Raw genomic sequence first — 17,468 nt, 5'->3', positions numbered from 1 at the left:
TATTTTGATAAAAAGAAGGAGAAACGATTTTAGTTGGACATAGACATACGACGAAATACATTCGTTGTTCTTATGTTTTCATTATTAATTCAATTATTCATGTTAGCGATGTTAACGTTAGAAATTAAAAACCCACCTCGTATTCAACAAGCGAGTGGAGCAGCAATACAAATGATGAACTATATTGAAATGCCTCCAAATAAATAAGCCAAATCTGCTATCAAAATTTGGAGGACGATAAGTCGGATAGAAACGACTAATCATCACATAATACTTCTGTAACTTATCTTACAGGAGGGGATTTACGTATGCGAGTTCGTGATGTTATGAGTTCAAATGTTCAAAGCTGTTCGAATCAAGACGCTTTAAGTTCAGTTGCTTCTAAAATGCAGTCATCTAATATTGGAGCGTTACCTGTTGTGGAAAACAACCAAGTTGTTGGAATGATTACAGATCGTGATATGGTTGTACGTGGACTAACATCTGGTAATGCTAACTCAAACGTATCAAGCGTTATGTCAAATCACGTCATTTCAGTATCACCTGATGCATCTTTAGAAGAAGCAGCAAGCATTATGTCTCAGAATCAAATTCGACGTTTACCCGTTATCGAAAACGGAAGCTTAGTGGGAATGGTTTCTTTAGGAGATCTTTCTGTACGTCAACAAGCAGACCAAAGTGCTGGGCAGGCACTATCTCACATTTCTGAAAAAGAATGTTAATAAAGATAAACTAATAGTTCATTCATTTCATTCTCATTAAATGTTCATCAAAAACGTAAGCCATACGGCTTGCGTTTTTTTATGTTACAAAAATGTGTCAAAAGAATGAGGAAGGGAGAAAACAAGAGAAATTGAAAGAAAAAAGTAGAAAAAGCCAGTTTTTAATCGTTTTCATAGGTGTTTGCAATCATTTTAATCTATGTTATGATGTTTTTCGTTGTTATCGGTCCCGACTTTCGTGAGAGTCGAAAGTCAGTATGGTTTAAAAATTGAATATGAGGTGATGAAATGAACCTAGCAACATTCAAGCAAGAATGGTTCTCAAACGTCAGAGGTGACGTATTATCAGGGATGACGGTTGCGCTTGCGCTGATTCCTGAGGCAATTGCCTTTGCTATTATTGCAGGTGTAGATCCAATGGTTGGATTATACGCTTCATTTTGTATTGCAGTAGTCATTGCTTTTACAGGTGGGCGTCCTGGTATGATTTCGGCGGCAACAGGAGCAATGGCGTTATTAATGATTAACCTTGTGAGAGATCATGGAATCGAATATTTATTTGCTGCAACGGTGCTAACAGGAATTATTCAAATTATTCTAGGGGTATTAAAAGTTGGCAGATTTATGTCATTCCTTCCGCAAACGGTTATGATTGGTTTTGTCAATTCACTGGCTATTTTAATCTTTACAGCACAGCTACCGCACTTTGTTGGTGCTAACTGGATGATGTATACGATGGTTGCTGGAACGCTTGCAATCATTTATTTATTGCCGATGGTTACAAAGGCTGTACCATCTCCACTTATTGCGATTGTCTTCATGACAGCAGTTGCAATCTTTGGAGGACTCGATTTAAAGACAGTTGGAGATATGGGGGCGATTACTCGCTCATTACCAGTCTTCCATATTCCAATGGTTGAGTTATCATTGGAAACATTAATGATTATCTTACCTTATTCACTACCGCTTGCGATTGTTGGTTTATTAGAGTCTCTGTTAACAGCAACGATTGTTGACGAAGCAACAGAAACTAAGTCTGATAAAAACAAAGAAGCGCGTGGACAAGGAATTGCGAACATTGTGACTGGTTTCTTTGGTGGAATGGCTGGTTGTGCAATGATTGGTCAGTCAGTCATCAATGTGAAGTCAGGTGGTCGAGGGCGATTATCTGCTCTTATTGCCGGTGTGTTTTTATTATTCTTAATCATTGTATTAGGAGATGTTGTCACACAAATTCCAATGGCAGCTCTTGTTGGAGTTATGTTTATGGTATCAATTGGAACATTTGATTGGCAGTCATTAAAAGACTTAAAGCGTTACCCGGTATCGGATGCGGTTGTGATGGTTGTAACAGTAGCAGTTGTCGTATACACACATAACTTAGCGTTAGGTGTTATGTTAGGAATTGTCTTAAGTGCTGTTACATTTGGCTGGAAAATGGCAAAAATCCGTACAACTTCAAAGCTTGAAAACGGGGTAAAGGTTTATTCTGTATCTGGACAACTATTCTTTGGTACAATGAGTTACTTTATTGATGAATTTGACTATCAAAAAGATCCAGAAGTGATTCATATTGATTTTACTCATTCTCATGTATGGGATCAATCTGCCGTTACGGGAATTGCAAAAGTGATGCAAAAATATAAAAAGTTAAATAAACAAGTCGTTGTGACAGGATTAAATGCAGAAAGTCAGCAAATTGTTGATCGTCTCGGCTTACATTCTGTTTCAGGACATTAATTTTAAAAAGCCGCTCGGGAAAATATCCCGTGCGGCTTTTTAAAACGTATCATTTATCCATGCGAAAAATGCTGATATACTTAGCGTCATGCTTTTGAGTACATGATTATATTTATTCGTTGTATAGGTCTGCTTACATTCTTCAATGACTTCTTCTTTTTGTTCAGATAAGATTTCGTATGCTTTGCGTCGATACTGGTAATCCATCATCGCAATCATCTCCTTTTATGAACAACACATGTAAGCGCTTTCTTTATTGTACTATACCATAAAGGAGATCGTGATTTCAAGATGATTACCCTTGAAACATTGGTAAAAGATAGTTGATTAAAAACCAAATCACACCGAAAAAGATAATTAAATACGCAGCATATTTAATAAATGTAGACATTACCTTTCCACTATCTCTTTTTGTTTCTCTGCGCTCTACTTTATAATCTCTGTTTTCCATCTTTCATCTTCCTTTCTAGTCTATGATTACTGTTATGAAAGATGTACCCGAGAAAAGTAGGAAGTAAACATAAAAAAGCCTTGCCCATCTATCCATAAATTTTACTGGATCTAGTAGGCAAGGTTTTTTGCTTCGTTCAATTGTGATCTTATTCTGAGCCAAACATGTATCGTTTATAGTGATAAGATACGCTAAACATTAAGCCCATCGCTAACATGTTACCCATTAAAGAACTTCCTCCATAAGAGATAAATGGAAGAGGAATTCCTGTGATAGGTAAAACTTGAATCGTCATGCCAATGTTTTGAAAAACATGGAAGGTAATCATAGCGATTACACCAACACATAAGTAGGAATTAAATTCATTACGTGTTTCGAGACCAAGCTTGATTAAGTAATAAATTAGCACGAAAAATAAGCTAATAACAATACTACCACCGATAAATCCAAACTCTTCACCGATTACTGCAAAGATAAAGTCGGTATGACTCTCTGGCAAGTACACCACACCATTTGCAAAACCTTTACCGTTTACCATTCCTGATCCAATAGCTTCTAGCGATTTCTTTAGGTGATATCCTTCCGCACCACTATATGTATATGGATCAAGCCATGAGTAAATACGACCAAATTGATACGCTTTTACTTTTAGATATTTCTCTAGTAAATCAGGAGCATAGATCACAAGTGCTAGAATAGAGCCCCCTAGCGTTGCTCCTCCTAAGAAGATAGGAACGATAATTTTCCATGTAACACCTGACACAAAAACAAGACCTGAAAAAATAGCAAGAAACACTAACGCTGTACCTAAGTCAGGCTGTTGCATAATTAACAGCAAAGGGAGAGATAACGTTAATCCCATTTTAAAAAGAAGAATGAAATCTTCTCTGATGTGACGAATCCGATATTTTTCGTTATGTTTTGTAATGACAGTGCTTAAAGCAATAATTAAAAAGACTTTCATAAATTCAGAAGGCTGCAATGAAAAACCTGGTAGTCGAAACCAACTTTTAGCTCCGTTAATTTCAGGAGCGATACCTTGAGGAGCGACAATTAATAAAATTAAGAGTAAGTTACCTAGTCCATATAACACCCATGATAATTTTTGAAATTGTTCTGAGTCGAAACGCATAACAACCGCTATAATCACAGATCCAATGATGTAAAAAGCAACTTGTTTAACTAAGAAGTTTTCACCATACTGACCAATAGCTTGTGCACTATAAATGGCAATACTACTTACACAAAAAAAGAGGAACAAAATAAAGGCTAGATTCCAATCGAATCTACTAACATTCGTTTGATTTTCACTCATTATATTCACCTGTCAATCGTAATTCTCAACACAATACAGCACTTAATTATACATGAACCATCATACAACATAAATAGGATTTTTGCATGAGTATACACTTGGTGTAATGTGGAAAAAGAGAGGATGCCTTTATTTGATATTTTCTATATCAAATCATATAGAAAGAAGAGTGCGCATATAGTAGAACATAGATTAAGAGAGAATAGGAGAGAACGAGATGACGATGGGAGAACTTATCATAGTACAAGTCTTACTTTTATTTCTTCTTTGGACATGCTTCTATATGACACGCTATCATATTCACGTTCAAGCGAAGGTAGGAACATTCGTTTCAATGATTGTAGGAGCGAATGTAGGATTTTTAGTAGGGATGGGGAGTTATTTCTTTTTTGCACAACCACCATTTATGGCCACTCTATTTGGTTCTTTTATTGGATTAGGTGTTGGCTGGTTTGTAGCCATTCCTGTTTCCACATTTGCGATTGTAGTGGGCTCGTTTTCAGGTATGATAAGTGGAATCATAGGCGTATGGGTAATTCAAGTCGTTTCCATTGAACAAGCTCATAGTGTATGGCTTTTCTTTTCGCTGCTCGCTCTTTTTTGGTCAATGTTCATCCTATTCATTATTTTGAAAAGAATACCAGCAAATGAAGATGTCTTTGTAAAAAAGTTTATTCAGCATCCACTTATCTTAGGACTCACCTTAATTGTCATCTTTTATATATATGGTAAAATTGAACGTTTCTTTCCCCAAGCAGAGGATACGACGACGCCTGCTCCGCCTAAAACCGAATAGACATTCACCTATCCCTTCAGAGACGCATATTGTATGTTAGTATGCCAAAGTCATTGAAAGGGGTAAAAAACATGTACTATCCATATGATCCGAGGTTTATTGGTATTCCAATTGGGGGAGGAGGACAATCATTTCCTCCAGGATTTCCATCATCACCACCGCCAGGTCAAGGAGGTCAAGGAGGGGTACAACCGCCGACATCCCCACCACCTTCCTTTACACCCCAATTAAGTGCTAGTAGCGCTAGTGGCCCATCTTTACTTGCGGTTGACCCTGGTGCTATCAGAAGCTGTTTATTCCGCTATACGTATATTTGGCAAAATAACGGGCGACAGTTCTGGTTTTATCCAACATATGTAGGTCGCAAATCTGTAGCAGGATTTAGATGGACTGGATTCTTCTGGGTGTATTCTGGTCTTGACTTACGGACAATTCGCGAGTTTCAGTGCTTCTAATAAACTAAATGCCTCTTCCACTTTTCATTCATCATCATTGAGGAATAGAGTGGAAGAGGTGTTTTTTATCAATTTCATGTAGTCTGATCGTTTAAAACTGAGTTGAAGGAAGGCGAAGTATTGATAAAGCAGGTTGATCATTCCTGCAAGTAGTGGTGGTTAAGTAGGCATTTAAAAGCAAAACAACTTAATTTATTTTGAAGTAAAAATATTTTAACCAAAAGAGTTGACGGTAAATAAAAGTCGTTATATAATAAATCTCGAAGTAAAGATAAATGATTTAACGATAAATGATTTATCTATTTTTTATGTAAGATAGACTTAATTAAAAATATATGAATTAACAACTTTGAGGAGATGAGAAATATGGCAAACGTATTATATGTAAAAGTAAACCCTAAAACAGATGAAGCATCATTTTCAGCACGATTAGCAAATGCATTTTTAGATGCATATCAATCAGAGAACCAAACAGATACAGTGACTACGTTAGATGTGTACAATGAAAACATTCCGTTCATCGATGGTGACGTGTTAAGTGCGTGGGGAAAAGCAGCAAGTGGTCAAGAATTAACGGCTGAAGAATTAGCAAAAGTAACACGTATGACAGAATTAGTAGATCAATTTTTAGCAGCAGATAAAATTGTTTTCTCGGCGCCAATGTGGAACTTTAGCTTCCCACCATTAATGAAAGCATACATTGATAACATCGCAATGGCAGGAAAAACATTCAAATATACAGAAAATGGTCCAGTTGGGTTAGCAGGGGACAAGAAAGTGGTTTTACTAGAAGCTCGTGGCGGTGTTTATTCCGAAGGTCCAGCAGCAGAACTTGAGCACACACAAAGCTATCTACGTGCCGTAATGAGTTTTATCGGCATTACAGATTTCCAACTAGTCGTATCGGAAGGTATGGCAGCAGCACCAGCAGAAGCAGAAGCAATCTTCTCAAAAGCAGAAGCTCAAGCAAAAGAGGTAGCACGCAATTTCTAAGTTAAAAACTATAAATGGTCATGGCGAATTACGGAAAATTGGTAATTCGCCATGATTTTATATTTAATAGAAAAAAATGTTATTTTTAAAACATTTTTATTTACAAGCCGGTAAAAACCATGTTTAAATAATGAACGTATTGACTTTCATGTGAAGCGTGTAGGAGAGTACATTTCTTTCTTCATGCTTTTTTTGTTTTGACACTTGTGTGATGGGGTAAGCTAAAAAACAAAAACACAACTGTAAAAGAAAGGTGATTAACATGTTTAAAAAATTATTTGGCGGTAAATCAAAAGAAGTTTCAAAAGATACAACACTTGTTGCACCATTAACAGGAACAATTTTACCTTTAAGCGAAGTACCAGACCCAGTGTTCTCACAAAAAATGATGGGTGATGGATTTGCGATTGAGCCAACAGAAGGACAAGTTGTTTCACCTGTAGAAGGGGAAGTGGTTCAACTATTCCATACAAAACATGCGATTGGTTTAAAAACAGCAGCAGGTACAGAGGTACTTATACATATCGGTCTTGAGACAGTTGCGATGGAAGGCGAAGGATTTGAAGCGCACATTCAGCAAGGTGACAAAGTAAAAGTTGGTTCACCACTTGTTACATTCGACTTAGAGCTTGTAAAACAAAAAGCGAAAAGTACTATTACACCAGTTGTCATTACAAACAGTGATCAAATGGCTTCATTTGATGTAGTAGCACAAGGTACTGTACAAAAAGGTCAAACAGAATCTGCGAAAGTGACGATGAAGTAATGAATCGTCTTCTTCCTGTAGAGGAGGAGCGTTAGGTTGAAGATTTTAAAAGTTTTAAACAACAATGCAGCGGTTATTAAAGAAGGGTCCATCGAAAAAATTGCGATGGGCCCTGGTATTGCATTTCAAAAAAAGAAAAATGATCCAATCAATATGGGGAAAGTGGAAAAGCTGTTCGTCATGAAAGAAGAAAATGAAAAGTTTCAAGAAATATTACGTAACTTGCCTGAAGAGCATATTGAAGTGGCAGAGGATATTATTTCTTACGCTGAGAAAGAACTTGAAGTGACGTTGAGCGAACATATCCATATTGCCTTAACCGATCATGTATCTTTTGCGATTGAACGCTTGCGACGAGGTATTTCCATTCAAAATAAGTTATTAAATGAAATTAAAGCCTTATACCGTCCAGAATATGAAATTGGATTATGGGCAGTAGAACACGTTCGTAAGCAATTAGATGTTGATATGCCAATCGATGAAGCTGGATACATTGCTCTTCATATTCACACGGCAAAGCTAGAGACATCGAGTATGCAGCAAGCGATGATGCATGCCACAATAATCAACGAAATGATTACAATCATTGAACAAGAATTAAACGTCAAGATGGACGAAGACAGCATTTCATATCAACGACTTCTTACACATTTACGATTTGCGTTAAATCGAGTTGAGCAAAAAGAGCCGTTTCATTCGATGGATGAAGACATGTTGGCAATTTTGAAAACGAAATACGAACAATCATTTCAATGTGCAGAAAAGGTTAGGCAGTTTTTAAAAGAAGAGTACGACATTACATTTCCTGAATCTGAAATCGGTTATATTACGCTTCATGTTCATCGCATTAAAGATCGTATTTGACTGAATGTGATTGTTCTTGCTCGAAAAAGAAACAAAACAATTGACGAATGATGTCGAAGGAGATAAAATGAAAACGTATTGATTCAATAAATCGGGATTGTGACTGGTAAGGCAGGCAAGACCTAAAACATGTAGAGAAAAGGACACTTTTTTTGTATCCTTTTTTGCCTATGTTTTAGGTCTTTTTTGTTTTTTAGACTTATTAGATGAGTGAAAGTAACGAACCCTAAGAAAAATTAGAGGAGGATTATACATGGATCCAAAAGAAACAGGAAAGAAGCTCGTGCCACTTTTAGGCGGTAAAGAAAACGTTGTCAGCGCCCAGCACTGTGCAACACGCCTTCGTCTTGTTCTTCGTGATGAAAGCAAGGTCGATCAAAAAGGTCTTGATGAACTTGATGATGTAAAAGGGGCATTTTCAAATTCCGGTCAATTTCAAATCATCTTTGGAACAGGATTAGTAAACAAAGTATACGCATCATTTGCTAAAGAAATCGACCTTCAAGAAGAACAAAAAGAAGAGGCCGTCAATCATCAAGATGAGATGAAGAAAAAGATGAACCCGTTTGCTCGTTTTGCACGTGTTTTATCAAACATCTTCGTTCCAATTATCCCAGCGATTGTAGCAAGTGGTTTGCTAATGGGATTACTTGGTATGATGCGCGCATTCAAATGGGTATCCGAAGATAGTGCTCTTTTTGTTTTACTAGACATGTTTTCAAGTGCAGCCTTTATCATTTTACCCATCTTAATTGGGTATTCAGCAGCCAAAGAGTTTGGAGCCAACCCATATTTGGGAGCCGTTATTGGTGGGATTTTAACACACCCAAATTTATTGAACCCATGGACGTTAGCTGATGCACAGCCGGAGTATATGACGTTTCTAGGCTATGAGTTTCCGCTCTTAGGCTATCAAGGTACCGTTGTCCCAATCTTACTTGCCATTTATGTGATGAGTAAAATTGAAAAAGGGTTACGTAAAGTTGTACCGAATGCAATTGATTTATTAGTTACACCGTTTGTTACAGTGATTATGACAGGCTTTATTTCATTAATTGTGATTGGTCCATTTGGAAAATACATTGGTGATTTAATTTCAGTTGGTTTACAATCACTTTATAACACAGCTGGCTTTGTCGCTGGAATCGTGTTCGGTGGCTTATACTCAACTATTGTATTAACAGGATTACAGCATAGTTTCCATGCAATTGAAGCAGGATTGATTGCAAATCCAAGTATTGGTGTGAACTTTTTATTACCAATTTGGGCTTGTGCGAACGTTGCACAAGGAGGAGCTGGCCTAGCGGTTTACTTTAAAACAAAAAACAAGAAAACAAAAGAAATTGCGATTCCAGGAGCGGTATCATCATTCCTTGGTATTACAGAGCCAATTATTTTTGGTGTGAACTTGAAGCTACGTAAGCCGTTTATTGCTGCAGCAATCGGTGGAGCTGTCGGTGGAGGATATGTTGTATTGATGAATGTAGCAGCAAATGCTTATGGCTTAACTGGAATTCCAATGATGGCAATTGCAGCACCACTCGGTCTATCTAACTTAATTCATTATATTATTGGAATGGTTATTTCGATTGGTATTGCCTTTACAATTACATTCTTTATGAAGCTAAAAGAAGACTAATGTTTGGTATAAAGGGGAAGAAGAACATGAAAAATGGTGTAATTTCACTAGGTGAAGCGTTAATTGACTTTATTCCACTTGATGAAACAAATTTAACGTATCAAAAAAGTCCAGGTGGTGCACCTGCTAATGTAGCAGTAGGAGTGGCACGACTCGGCTTACCTTCAACCTTTTTAGGTAAGGTAGGAGACGATGTATTAGGCCGCTTTTTACAAGAAACCTTAACGAGCTACGGTGTAAATACGTCTGAACTGACATTAACAGATGAGGCACGAACGGGAGCGGTATTTGTCACGCTTGCTGAAAATGGTGAGCGAAGCTTTGATTTTTACATCGACCCAAGCGCAGATCGCTTTTTACGAGAAGAAGAAGTGAAGAAAGAGATTTTTTCAAATCATAAAATTCTGCACTTCGGTACGATTTCTATGATTAGTGAACCAGCGCGCTCAGCAACAATAAAAGCAGTCAAGTTAGCAAAAGAAAATGGTGTAGTGGTGTCATTTGACCCGAACATTCGCCTTACGCTTTGGAAAGAGAAAGACGCGTTAAAAGAAACAATCATAGAAATGATTCCATATGCCGATGTATTAAAGATTTCAGAAGAAGAGCTTGCGTTCATTACAGGAATGGAAGACATTGAAGAGGGAATTCAAGCGCTAGCTCATTACAATATCCCGCTGTTAATTGTGACGTTAGGTGCAGAAGGAAGCCATGCTATTTCCCAACATGCGCGTGTGAAAATTGATGCAATGAAGGTAAATGCAGTTGACACAACGGGCGCTGGTGATGCATTTGTATCAGGGATGCTGTATTGCGTAAATGAGTTTGAAGGAAATCTTTCTGACTTAACAGAAGAGGATTTGAATCGTTTTGGCCGCTTTGCGAGCGTATCAGGTGCGCTAGCTGCTTCGACTAAAGGAGCAATGACGGCTTTACCAACCATTGAAGAAGTGAATCAGATTTTAAATAAGTAAATACGCTCTAGTTAGCTGAATCTTCAACATCCCTTGTCTATAAGATCCATTAGAATAAAATGGACAGATGGACAAGGGATGTTATGCTAAGGCACTGTTTTTCCATTTGTCGTGATTTTTCTAGTTCATTTTGAAACTTTTTTGTAATTGTCATGAACAACGTTGTGAAATGTGTGTGTACATGCTACACTCATATAGTACAAATGTCGTTTATGAAAGAGGTCGACACATGGAATTTTTTTATCAAGACCTTTTTATATATGTACCGTATATGTCTGCTATTTTGTTTTATGTTATTTGTTATTATATCGTACGAGAATCTAGACATTTATTGTTTCATTCTCAACGATTTGTATATGAAACAGATATAACAATAGACAGCTCTGTCTTCCTTCTATGGAAGCGTCTCGATTTATTTACGTATATATATAAGAAGAAACCGATGAAAGAAAAGAAGAATGATGATGAAGATTCTTTCCTTCTAATCGCTTCATAACGTAAATATTTTCACTTTTTAGGAGGAATTGAATTAATGAAACGAAAATGGATTCTTTTAATAGCATTGTTAATGTTAGTACTAACAGGTTGTAGTATGAGTGAACCAATTACGTCAGAAAGCACGGGGATTTGGGATCATTACTTTGTATACCCAATGTCTGTTGCGTTAACAACGATGGCTGAATGGCTTGGTGGCAACTTTGGTCTTTCAATTATTGCCGTAACCATTATTATTCGCCTTGTATTATTACCACTGATTATGAAGCAACAAAAAAGCACGATGGCAATGCAAGCGTTGCGTCCTGAAATGGAAAGCATTCAAAAGAAATATGCAGGGAAAAAAGATCCTGAGTCACAGCAAAAAATGCAAAAAGAGATGATGGGACTTTATCAAAAGCATCAAATCAACCCACTTGGTGGATGTTTGCCGATTTTGTTTCAGTTTCCAATCATTATGGCGTTCTATTATGCAATCGGCCGTACAACAGCAATTGCTGAACACTCATTTTTATGGTTTAGCTTAGGACAACCCGATCCGTATTTTATTTTACCGGTTGTTGCAGCAATTACGACATTCCTACAAATTCGTGTAAGCATGACAGATGAAATTCAGCCACCGATGAAAATAATGATGAACATTATGCCTGTCTTTGTTCTTATTGCTGGTTTCACACTTCCGTCAGCGTTAGCACTATATTGGGTAATCGGTAACTTGTTCGGGATCGTTCAAGGTTATTATCTGAAAAAGCGCATGGAACTGTTAAAAAGTAAAGATGCTGCTCAGCCAGTAGCGTCAAAATAAACAAAAAAACTCAGTTTGTTCATTCAAACTGAGTTTTTTGTTTGTCTAATTTTAATTTGAAAGAAGAATTTGTAAAAAATCACTTGACTTGAAAACCGTTTCATAAAGTACACTAATTTTAGTAAAATATTGGGTGAGATGGCGTAACTTGTGTAAGGGCAAGGCGTGACATCGTAAAGCTTCTATAGAAAAAATTGCCTAAAGAAACTGTTTTTTGTATAGAGCACAATGTAATCGAAACGCTAACGACTTATGCTGTGCACATAGTCAACTTAATCGTGAGAAAAGAGAGCGCTTAAGCATTCAAGCTATCAATGAAAAAGAAGTCCATAGAATGGAGCTTCTTTTTTTATTGAGGAAGACGTATTCATTTTGATTAGATGGAAAAAAGGATAAACTAAAGTAAGAAAGAGAGGGGTAAAATAATGGGAATTCGAAAAGGAACAGCACAAGATCTTATAGTAATTATGGATATGGTAAAGGAAACAGTAAATATCATGAAAGAAGAAGGTGTCGATCAATGGGATGAGACGTATCCTGTACGTTCGATTTTTGAACGTGATGTTCAAAATAGCACTTTGTATGTAATAGAAGAAAACGGTGAAGTGGTCGGCTCGATTACAGTCGACCAACATGAGCCTGAAGAATACAAGTCGATTGATTGGAGAAAATGGGGAGAAGCATATACGTTTCATCGCCTAGTAGTAAATCCAACTGTTCGAAAAGGCGGAGTTGCAACGAAACTCATTCAACATGCAGAGCAAGTTGCAAAAGAACATCATGTACCATATATGAAAATTGATACATATTCGCTGAACGAAAAAGCGCAAAAAACATTTGAGAAAAATGGATATACAAAAGTAGGAACAATGTCTTTTCATGGGAAAAGCAATCTCTTTTATTGTTATGACAAATTCCTATGATACATAGATGAAAGGTGATGCCATGATTCGACTATTAACAAAAGAAGATGTAGAACCATACTGGGCTCTACGGTTACAAGCATTGAAAGATTACCCGGAAAGCTTTGTAAATAGCTATGAAGAGGCAAAGGAAAAAGAGCTAAGTGAAATTAAGAAGAGCTTCCCAGAAGAATCTACTTCTTTTATTATGGGAGCTTTTTTAGACGGGGAGTTAGTAGGTATAGTCGGATTTAATCAGCGAAAGCCTCTCAAAGTTAACCATAAAGGCGATATTTGGGGCATGTACGTAGCTCCAATTGCGCGTGGAAACGGAACAGGGAAAAAGCTACTTCAAAGAGCTATTAAACAAGCAAAACAAATCGAAGAGTTAACGCAAATTTATCTTGTCGTAGCAGCCGACAATCAACAAGCAAAAGCGTTATATGAAAAGCTTGGGTTTGAGCGATATGGCTATGAAAAAAATGCACTTAAAATCAATAATCAATTTATTGATGAGGAGCATATGATGCTCGTGATCTCAAATGTTTCAAATTCATAACAATGCTGTAACAGTGCTTGTGTTCAGCATTCTTTGAGCTATAATGGTTTGTGAGAAGTAAAAAGAAGTATGCAAAAAAGCAAGTAGCAAAAACTCCTACGACAAAAAGATTGGCAGAACATGATGTTCTGCCAATCTTTTTTTATCGTCTTTTTGTTCATCATTCGAAAAAAGAAGAGCTCGCATAAAAAAGGAAATAAAACTTTTTTATGCGAGCTCTTACAAGTGAGATGGTCATGAAACAACTTTATTCTCAATGAGTCACTCAGTTGTGTAACATTCGATATAAAAGATCGGGTGTGTTTGTAAACATGCCCGTTACCCCCCAGTCGATCAGCCTTTTCATTTCTTTTTTGCTATTCACCGTATAAGGATGAACGTCGAGTTGATGCTTTCGTATATGTTGAATATACGTTGGATTAAGTGAAGAGGCATTAGGGCCAACGCCACTTGCGTATGTTTTTAATTCTTGAATTTGTTGAGCAGAAATTTTTGCATGCCTAGCATACTTAATGAGTTGAACAAGCTTTAGTTTTGAATCTAGCTTATGAAGTGTTTTCAAGCTTTTTTTACTAAATGATTGAACGATGACACGCTCAGTATCAATGTTGTATTGCTTGAATTTATTGAACAGCTTTTGTTCTATACCCACTCCATATTGAGGTGATTTTGTCTCAATGTAATAGTGGACGTCATTACCAAAGTGTTGAAAAATTTCATCAATCGTTGGTACTTTCTGTTTGTTGTACAGTGGCTTAGCTAAATCTGGGTAACGTTTATTAAACGTACTTCCTGCATTTAGCTTTTTAATGTCTTTTAATGTAAGATTTTTAACAAATCCAAATCCATTCGTTGTGCGATTGACGGTTACATCATGCATTGCAACGAGGTGACCATCTTTTGTTAATTGTAAGTCAATTTCAATATAGTCGCTGCCCATTTCTTTAGCTAGCTCATAAGCAGCAATCGTATGTTCAGGTGCATAAGCAGAAGCTCCTCTGTGAGCAATAATCGATACGTGATTTTGTTTGTTTTGTATGGAAGAATCATCGTATGTAAAAGCACAAACGATGGTTGTTAAAAGGATAATGATGCATAAGTACAAAACGTTTCTTCTCATACGTTCCTCCTCAAATAATGACTTATCTATAGCGTAGCACAACTTTATGAAGATTATGTAAAAGTGAAAAGGACATAGAAGTTTTTGATAAAAAGAGGTTTGAAGCAATCGAAAAAATGCTCCTAGAGTTGTCATCGTAAAAAACACCCCTAGTCTATCCATCCATTTTTAATTGAATGATAGAGGCTAGGGGTGTTGTAAGTGATCTTTAGTTACTTGCAGTGGCTCGAGTTTCTTTTAATTCCGTATAGACAACAAGGCGTTCTTCATGAGTCCCTTTTTTGCGGTCAAATAGCCCTGTGCATGTAATTAAATTTAGCTGACGATTGTATGTTGGACCAAAGATATCTCGAATAGGTGCTTTGTCACGTGGATAAGCTTGTTTTGTTTTAACAACAAATGTAAGTACATTTCCATTTTCATCAGAAACAAACAATTCATCACCTGTTTCAAGCTTTCCTAAGTGATAGAAAATAGCGGGTCCTTTTTTGTCATCAACATGACCTGCAAGGACAGCGTTTCCTTCACGACCGGGAATAGTGCCAGGTTCAAACCAAGCAACCGTTTCACCATCATCTGGTACGCCCATTTGACCGTCTTTTGTAAGACCTGTCTCTTCAATTGGCGCTTGGATGTTTAACTTAGGTATGGATAATTGAGATGGAGTAGAAACATCAATTGACTCGGCTGCTGAAGAAGAGTTTGATTTTGACGTCGGTTGTGTTTCTACCATATTTGCTTGTTGAATAGTCGGCTCGGACTGTACAGTGCTTGTAGCTTGATGTGTACATCCGACTAATCCAATGATGGCAAAAGTACTAAATGTAGCGATCCATCTCGTTTTGGTCATTAGTTTTGATAGCCTTTTTGAATGCGTAATACGACTAGTGCCGCAATTCCCATACCTGCAAAAAGTAAGATTGGAAGGATTGAACCAGATTGCTCAGAAGCTCCACCCATACCTGTTTTCGGCATTTCAGAAGGCATTGCAGTTGCGTCCTTTAATACTAATGGTTCAAGGCTATCAGCTGTGTTAACTGCTAAGACAGTGTAAACGGTATTTGCTTCTAAGTTTGTACCTGCTAAATCAAGAACTTGCTGATTACCTTCAGCTGTTGTTACAGCTAAATTGTATGTACCAGCGTCTACTTCAGCGTAGTCTGAAACATTAGGGAAAGATAAGTTTTCAAATAACGTTGGGCCATCTGTTACACCTACATTTACAGCTGGTGCATCAGGAGAGAAGTGACCAACACGTACTTTCGCTTTTCCATCTGATACATTCATTTCATCTTTTAATACTTTTAAGTCAAGATTTGCAACTTTATTTACAGCTGCTACTGTGTATGCTGTTCCACCTTCAACTGTTAATTCCGTTGAGATAACAGCATCTTCTTGCCCTTTTGTACCTGCTGCATAAATGTCTACTTTATGTGTGCCTGCTGGAACACTTAAATAATCCGTTGCTGCTTTAAAGTCAGCACCCTCAACAACTGCTTCGTCATTCACATATACATCAACTGCTGGAGCATCAGGTGAAGCGTGAACAATACGCACCATCGCTTCCTCCGTTGTTTGTGCAGATGCTAAGCTTCCTGAAAAGGCTAATACCATTACTGCTAGAAAAGAAGTAACTAACGCTTTAACTTTTTTCAAATCTTCCAACTCCTTCGTTGTATAGTTTTTGTTTAACATTTGCGCAAATGTTGTACACCTATCTTATACCCATTATGTAAATTTGAAAACCATTCAATGTGCTGTTAATTGTGACAATTATTTTAAGGTAAAAAATGGATGTTTTATACGCATTGTTAGGATGCGCAAATTCAAAATAGATATACATTCTTTTTTTAGTTTTTTGAAGTGATGATGAAAAATAGTTGTCATAAATATATAGAGAGGACGAAAGAAGGAAGATAAATGAAGTAATCAAGGCTTTTAATAGAAGAAAGGAAGTGGGAGATGGAAGCAGAGATGATTCAAAAGCCAAAGCCGAAGCATCAAGCACTATCGACTAGGAATATTATTAAGCGTACCTTTTTCATATTTGTTGGAGCTGTTTTTATGGCAGTAGGTCTTGAAGCTTTTCTTGTACCTAATCAAGTTATTGATGGGGGTATTGTAGGTATCTCCATTATTTTAGCTCATTTAACAGGCGTTAAACTAGGCGTCTATCTTTTTGTGTGTAACTTGCCATTCTTTTTTATTGGATATAAACAAATAGGAAAAACGTTTGCAATCTCAACCTTATTTGCGGTATCGGTACTATCGTTGTCCACTCTTTTATTTCATTCGCTTCCTGCTTTTACTACTGATACACTATTAGCCGCTGTATTTGGGGGAATTATTTTAGGAATAGGAGTAGGTTTGGTTATTCGTTACGGTGGCTCTCTTGATGGAACAGAGATTCTAGCCATTCTATTTAATAAGCGGACACCATTTTCAGTTGGTGAAACCATCATGTTCTTTAACTTGTTTATTTTAGGGAGTGCAGGTTTTGTGTTTGGATGGGATAGAGCCATGTATTCATTAATGGCCTATTTCATTGCATTTAAAACCATTGACGTTGTGATACAGGGATTAGATGAATCGAAATCTGCATGGATCATCAGTGACGAGTTTGAACAAATTGGTGAAACGATTTTAGCTCGTTTAGGAAGAGGTGTTACGTATTTAAATGGAGAAGGTGGTTATACAGGAGATGATAAAAAAGTCATTTTTTGTGTTATTACAAGGTTAGAAGAAGCAAAATTAAAAGCCATTGTTGAAGAGATTGATTCAGGTGCATTCTTTGCGGTTGCGAGCATATCAGAAGTAAAAGGAGGTAGGTTTAAGAAGAGAGATATTCACTAACAATTAAACATCGAGCTAT

At 37.0% G+C, this 17,468-nt stretch carries 21 protein-coding genes; 15 read left to right on the top strand and 6 right to left on the bottom strand.

Annotated elements, in window-relative coordinates; genetic code table 11:
* Window positions 1–33: 33 nt before the first annotated feature.
* The 3 genes from JOC83_RS09920 (at window position 34) to JOC83_RS09910 (ending at window position 2,462) form a co-directional block, all read left to right on the top strand.
* The gene (locus JOC83_RS09920) at window positions 34–207 is read left to right on the top strand and encodes a hypothetical protein (RefSeq protein WP_205186706.1); all 174 of its coding nucleotides are present in this window, start codon (window positions 34–36) and stop codon (window positions 205–207) included.
* 101 nt (window positions 208–308) lie between these two features.
* The gene (locus JOC83_RS09915) at window positions 309–722 is read left to right on the top strand and encodes a CBS domain-containing protein (protein ID WP_239583448.1); all 414 of its coding nucleotides are present in this window, start codon (window positions 309–311) and stop codon (window positions 720–722) included.
* A gap of 288 nt (window positions 723–1,010) precedes the next feature.
* On the top strand, window positions 1,011–2,462 hold the full coding sequence (locus JOC83_RS09910) for a SulP family inorganic anion transporter (RefSeq protein ID WP_205186704.1): 1,452 nt from the start codon (window positions 1,011–1,013) through the stop codon (window positions 2,460–2,462).
* Between the two features lie 39 nt (window positions 2,463–2,501).
* Here JOC83_RS09910 and JOC83_RS09905 read toward each other — a convergent pair whose 3' ends face one another.
* From JOC83_RS09905 to JOC83_RS09895, 3 genes are all read right to left on the bottom strand, one after another.
* Window positions 2,502–2,672 carry a hypothetical protein gene (locus JOC83_RS09905; RefSeq protein ID WP_205186702.1) on the bottom strand — a complete coding sequence of 57 codons (171 nt, stop codon included), beginning with the start codon at window positions 2,670–2,672 and terminating at the stop codon, window positions 2,502–2,504.
* Window positions 2,673–2,757: 85 nt separating this feature from the next.
* Window positions 2,758–2,913, bottom strand: a complete 156-nt coding sequence (locus JOC83_RS09900; RefSeq protein WP_205186700.1) for a hypothetical protein — start codon at window positions 2,911–2,913, stop codon at window positions 2,758–2,760.
* A gap of 148 nt (window positions 2,914–3,061) precedes the next feature.
* Window positions 3,062–4,228, bottom strand: a complete 1,167-nt coding sequence (locus JOC83_RS09895; protein ID WP_205186698.1) for an FtsW/RodA/SpoVE family cell cycle protein — start codon at window positions 4,226–4,228, stop codon at window positions 3,062–3,064.
* A 217-nt stretch (window positions 4,229–4,445) separates the two neighbouring features.
* Between JOC83_RS09895 and JOC83_RS09890 the strand changes: the two genes are divergently transcribed.
* From JOC83_RS09890 to JOC83_RS09840, 11 genes are all read left to right on the top strand, one after another.
* Window positions 4,446–5,024, top strand: coding sequence for an inorganic phosphate transporter (locus JOC83_RS09890; RefSeq protein WP_205186696.1), 579 nt, complete (start codon window positions 4,446–4,448; stop codon window positions 5,022–5,024).
* Between the two features lie 71 nt (window positions 5,025–5,095).
* The gene (locus JOC83_RS09885) at window positions 5,096–5,479 is read left to right on the top strand and encodes a hypothetical protein (protein WP_239583447.1); all 384 of its coding nucleotides are present in this window, start codon (window positions 5,096–5,098) and stop codon (window positions 5,477–5,479) included.
* Window positions 5,480–5,845: 366 nt separating this feature from the next.
* Window positions 5,846–6,472: an FMN-dependent NADH-azoreductase gene (locus tag JOC83_RS09880; RefSeq protein ID WP_205186695.1), complete on the top strand. Its 627-nt coding sequence runs from the start codon at window positions 5,846–5,848 to the stop codon at window positions 6,470–6,472.
* Between the two features lie 262 nt (window positions 6,473–6,734).
* Window positions 6,735–7,238 carry a PTS sugar transporter subunit IIA gene (locus JOC83_RS09875; protein ID WP_205186693.1) on the top strand — a complete coding sequence of 168 codons (504 nt, stop codon included), beginning with the start codon at window positions 6,735–6,737 and terminating at the stop codon, window positions 7,236–7,238.
* 36 nt (window positions 7,239–7,274) lie between these two features.
* Window positions 7,275–8,102, top strand: a complete 828-nt coding sequence (locus JOC83_RS09870; protein ID WP_205186692.1) for a PRD domain-containing protein — start codon at window positions 7,275–7,277, stop codon at window positions 8,100–8,102.
* Window positions 8,103–8,355: 253 nt separating this feature from the next.
* Entirely contained in the window at window positions 8,356–9,741 is a 1,386-nt protein-coding gene (locus JOC83_RS09865) for a sucrose-specific PTS transporter subunit IIBC (RefSeq protein WP_205186687.1), read from the top strand.
* 26 nt (window positions 9,742–9,767) lie between these two features.
* Window positions 9,768–10,715: an aminoimidazole riboside kinase gene (locus JOC83_RS09860; RefSeq protein ID WP_205186686.1), complete on the top strand. Its 948-nt coding sequence runs from the start codon at window positions 9,768–9,770 to the stop codon at window positions 10,713–10,715.
* A 229-nt stretch (window positions 10,716–10,944) separates the two neighbouring features.
* A complete protein-coding gene (locus tag JOC83_RS09855) occupies window positions 10,945–11,211 on the top strand; it encodes a hypothetical protein (protein WP_205186685.1) in 267 nt (88 codons plus the stop codon).
* A gap of 36 nt (window positions 11,212–11,247) precedes the next feature.
* The gene (yidC, locus tag JOC83_RS09850; RefSeq protein ID WP_205186684.1) at window positions 11,248–12,015 is read left to right on the top strand and encodes a membrane protein insertase YidC; all 768 of its coding nucleotides are present in this window, start codon (window positions 11,248–11,250) and stop codon (window positions 12,013–12,015) included.
* 425 nt (window positions 12,016–12,440) lie between these two features.
* Entirely contained in the window at window positions 12,441–12,938 is a 498-nt protein-coding gene (locus JOC83_RS09845; RefSeq protein ID WP_205186683.1) for a GNAT family N-acetyltransferase, read from the top strand.
* 22 nt (window positions 12,939–12,960) lie between these two features.
* Window positions 12,961–13,476 (top strand): GNAT family N-acetyltransferase, encoded by a 516-nt coding sequence (locus JOC83_RS09840; protein WP_205186682.1) that lies wholly within the window; start codon window positions 12,961–12,963, stop codon window positions 13,474–13,476.
* A gap of 265 nt (window positions 13,477–13,741) precedes the next feature.
* Here the strand turns inward: JOC83_RS09840 and JOC83_RS09835 are convergent, their stop codons facing one another.
* From JOC83_RS09835 to JOC83_RS09825, 3 genes are all read right to left on the bottom strand, one after another.
* On the bottom strand, window positions 13,742–14,596 hold the full coding sequence (locus JOC83_RS09835) for a glycerophosphodiester phosphodiesterase (protein ID WP_205186680.1): 855 nt from the start codon (window positions 14,594–14,596) through the stop codon (window positions 13,742–13,744).
* 208 nt (window positions 14,597–14,804) lie between these two features.
* The gene (locus JOC83_RS09830) at window positions 14,805–15,446 is read right to left on the bottom strand and encodes a class F sortase (RefSeq protein ID WP_239583446.1); all 642 of its coding nucleotides are present in this window, start codon (window positions 15,444–15,446) and stop codon (window positions 14,805–14,807) included.
* Entirely contained in the window at window positions 15,446–16,252 is an 807-nt protein-coding gene (locus tag JOC83_RS09825; protein ID WP_205186678.1) for a DUF4397 domain-containing protein, read from the bottom strand. Before JOC83_RS09825 ends, JOC83_RS09830 begins: the two co-directional genes overlap by 1 nt.
* A gap of 318 nt (window positions 16,253–16,570) precedes the next feature.
* Between JOC83_RS09825 and JOC83_RS09820 the strand changes: the two genes are divergently transcribed.
* Window positions 16,571–17,449 carry a YitT family protein gene (locus JOC83_RS09820; RefSeq protein ID WP_378913290.1) on the top strand — a complete coding sequence of 293 codons (879 nt, stop codon included), beginning with the start codon at window positions 16,571–16,573 and terminating at the stop codon, window positions 17,447–17,449.
* The last annotated feature ends 19 nt before the right edge of the window (window positions 17,450–17,468 follow it).

The sequence above is a fragment of the Priestia iocasae genome (assembly GCF_016909075.1).
GTDB lineage: Bacteria > Bacillota > Bacilli > Bacillales > Bacillaceae_H > Priestia > Priestia iocasae.
The sequence above is the reverse complement of the archived record's forward strand: the minus strand, read 5'-3'. Positions and strand labels throughout refer to the sequence as shown.

Excerpts from the sequence above, each read along its gene's own strand:
- JOC83_RS09860 (WP_205186686.1), top strand. The coding sequence starts at position 9,768 with ATGAAAAATGGTGTAATTTCACTAGGTGAAGCGTTAATTGACTTTATT.
- JOC83_RS09895 (WP_205186698.1), bottom strand. The coding sequence starts at position 4,228 with ATGAGTGAAAATCAAACGAATGTTAGTAGATTCGATTGGAATCTAGCC.
- JOC83_RS09875 (WP_205186693.1), top strand. The coding sequence starts at position 6,735 with ATGTTTAAAAAATTATTTGGCGGTAAATCAAAAGAAGTTTCAAAAGAT.
- JOC83_RS09840 (WP_205186682.1), top strand. The coding sequence starts at position 12,961 with ATGATTCGACTATTAACAAAAGAAGATGTAGAACCATACTGGGCTCTA.
- JOC83_RS09905 (WP_205186702.1), bottom strand. The coding sequence starts at position 2,672 with ATGATGGATTACCAGTATCGACGCAAAGCATACGAAATCTTATCTGAA.
- JOC83_RS09835 (WP_205186680.1), bottom strand. The coding sequence starts at position 14,596 with ATGAGAAGAAACGTTTTGTACTTATGCATCATTATCCTTTTAACAACC.
- JOC83_RS09880 (WP_205186695.1), top strand. The coding sequence starts at position 5,846 with ATGGCAAACGTATTATATGTAAAAGTAAACCCTAAAACAGATGAAGCA.
- JOC83_RS09830 (WP_239583446.1), bottom strand. The coding sequence starts at position 15,446 with ATGACCAAAACGAGATGGATCGCTACATTTAGTACTTTTGCCATCATT.
- JOC83_RS09845 (WP_205186683.1), top strand. The coding sequence starts at position 12,441 with ATGGGAATTCGAAAAGGAACAGCACAAGATCTTATAGTAATTATGGAT.
- yidC (WP_205186684.1), top strand. The coding sequence starts at position 11,248 with ATGAAACGAAAATGGATTCTTTTAATAGCATTGTTAATGTTAGTACTA.
- JOC83_RS09865 (WP_205186687.1), top strand. The coding sequence starts at position 8,356 with ATGGATCCAAAAGAAACAGGAAAGAAGCTCGTGCCACTTTTAGGCGGT.
- JOC83_RS09910 (WP_205186704.1), top strand. The coding sequence starts at position 1,011 with ATGAACCTAGCAACATTCAAGCAAGAATGGTTCTCAAACGTCAGAGGT.
- JOC83_RS09855 (WP_205186685.1), top strand. The coding sequence starts at position 10,945 with ATGGAATTTTTTTATCAAGACCTTTTTATATATGTACCGTATATGTCT.
- JOC83_RS09915 (WP_239583448.1), top strand. The coding sequence starts at position 309 with ATGCGAGTTCGTGATGTTATGAGTTCAAATGTTCAAAGCTGTTCGAAT.
- JOC83_RS09890 (WP_205186696.1), top strand. The coding sequence starts at position 4,446 with ATGACGATGGGAGAACTTATCATAGTACAAGTCTTACTTTTATTTCTT.
- JOC83_RS09885 (WP_239583447.1), top strand. The coding sequence starts at position 5,096 with ATGTACTATCCATATGATCCGAGGTTTATTGGTATTCCAATTGGGGGA.
- JOC83_RS09900 (WP_205186700.1), bottom strand. The coding sequence starts at position 2,913 with ATGGAAAACAGAGATTATAAAGTAGAGCGCAGAGAAACAAAAAGAGAT.
- JOC83_RS09820 (WP_378913290.1), top strand. The coding sequence starts at position 16,571 with ATGATTCAAAAGCCAAAGCCGAAGCATCAAGCACTATCGACTAGGAAT.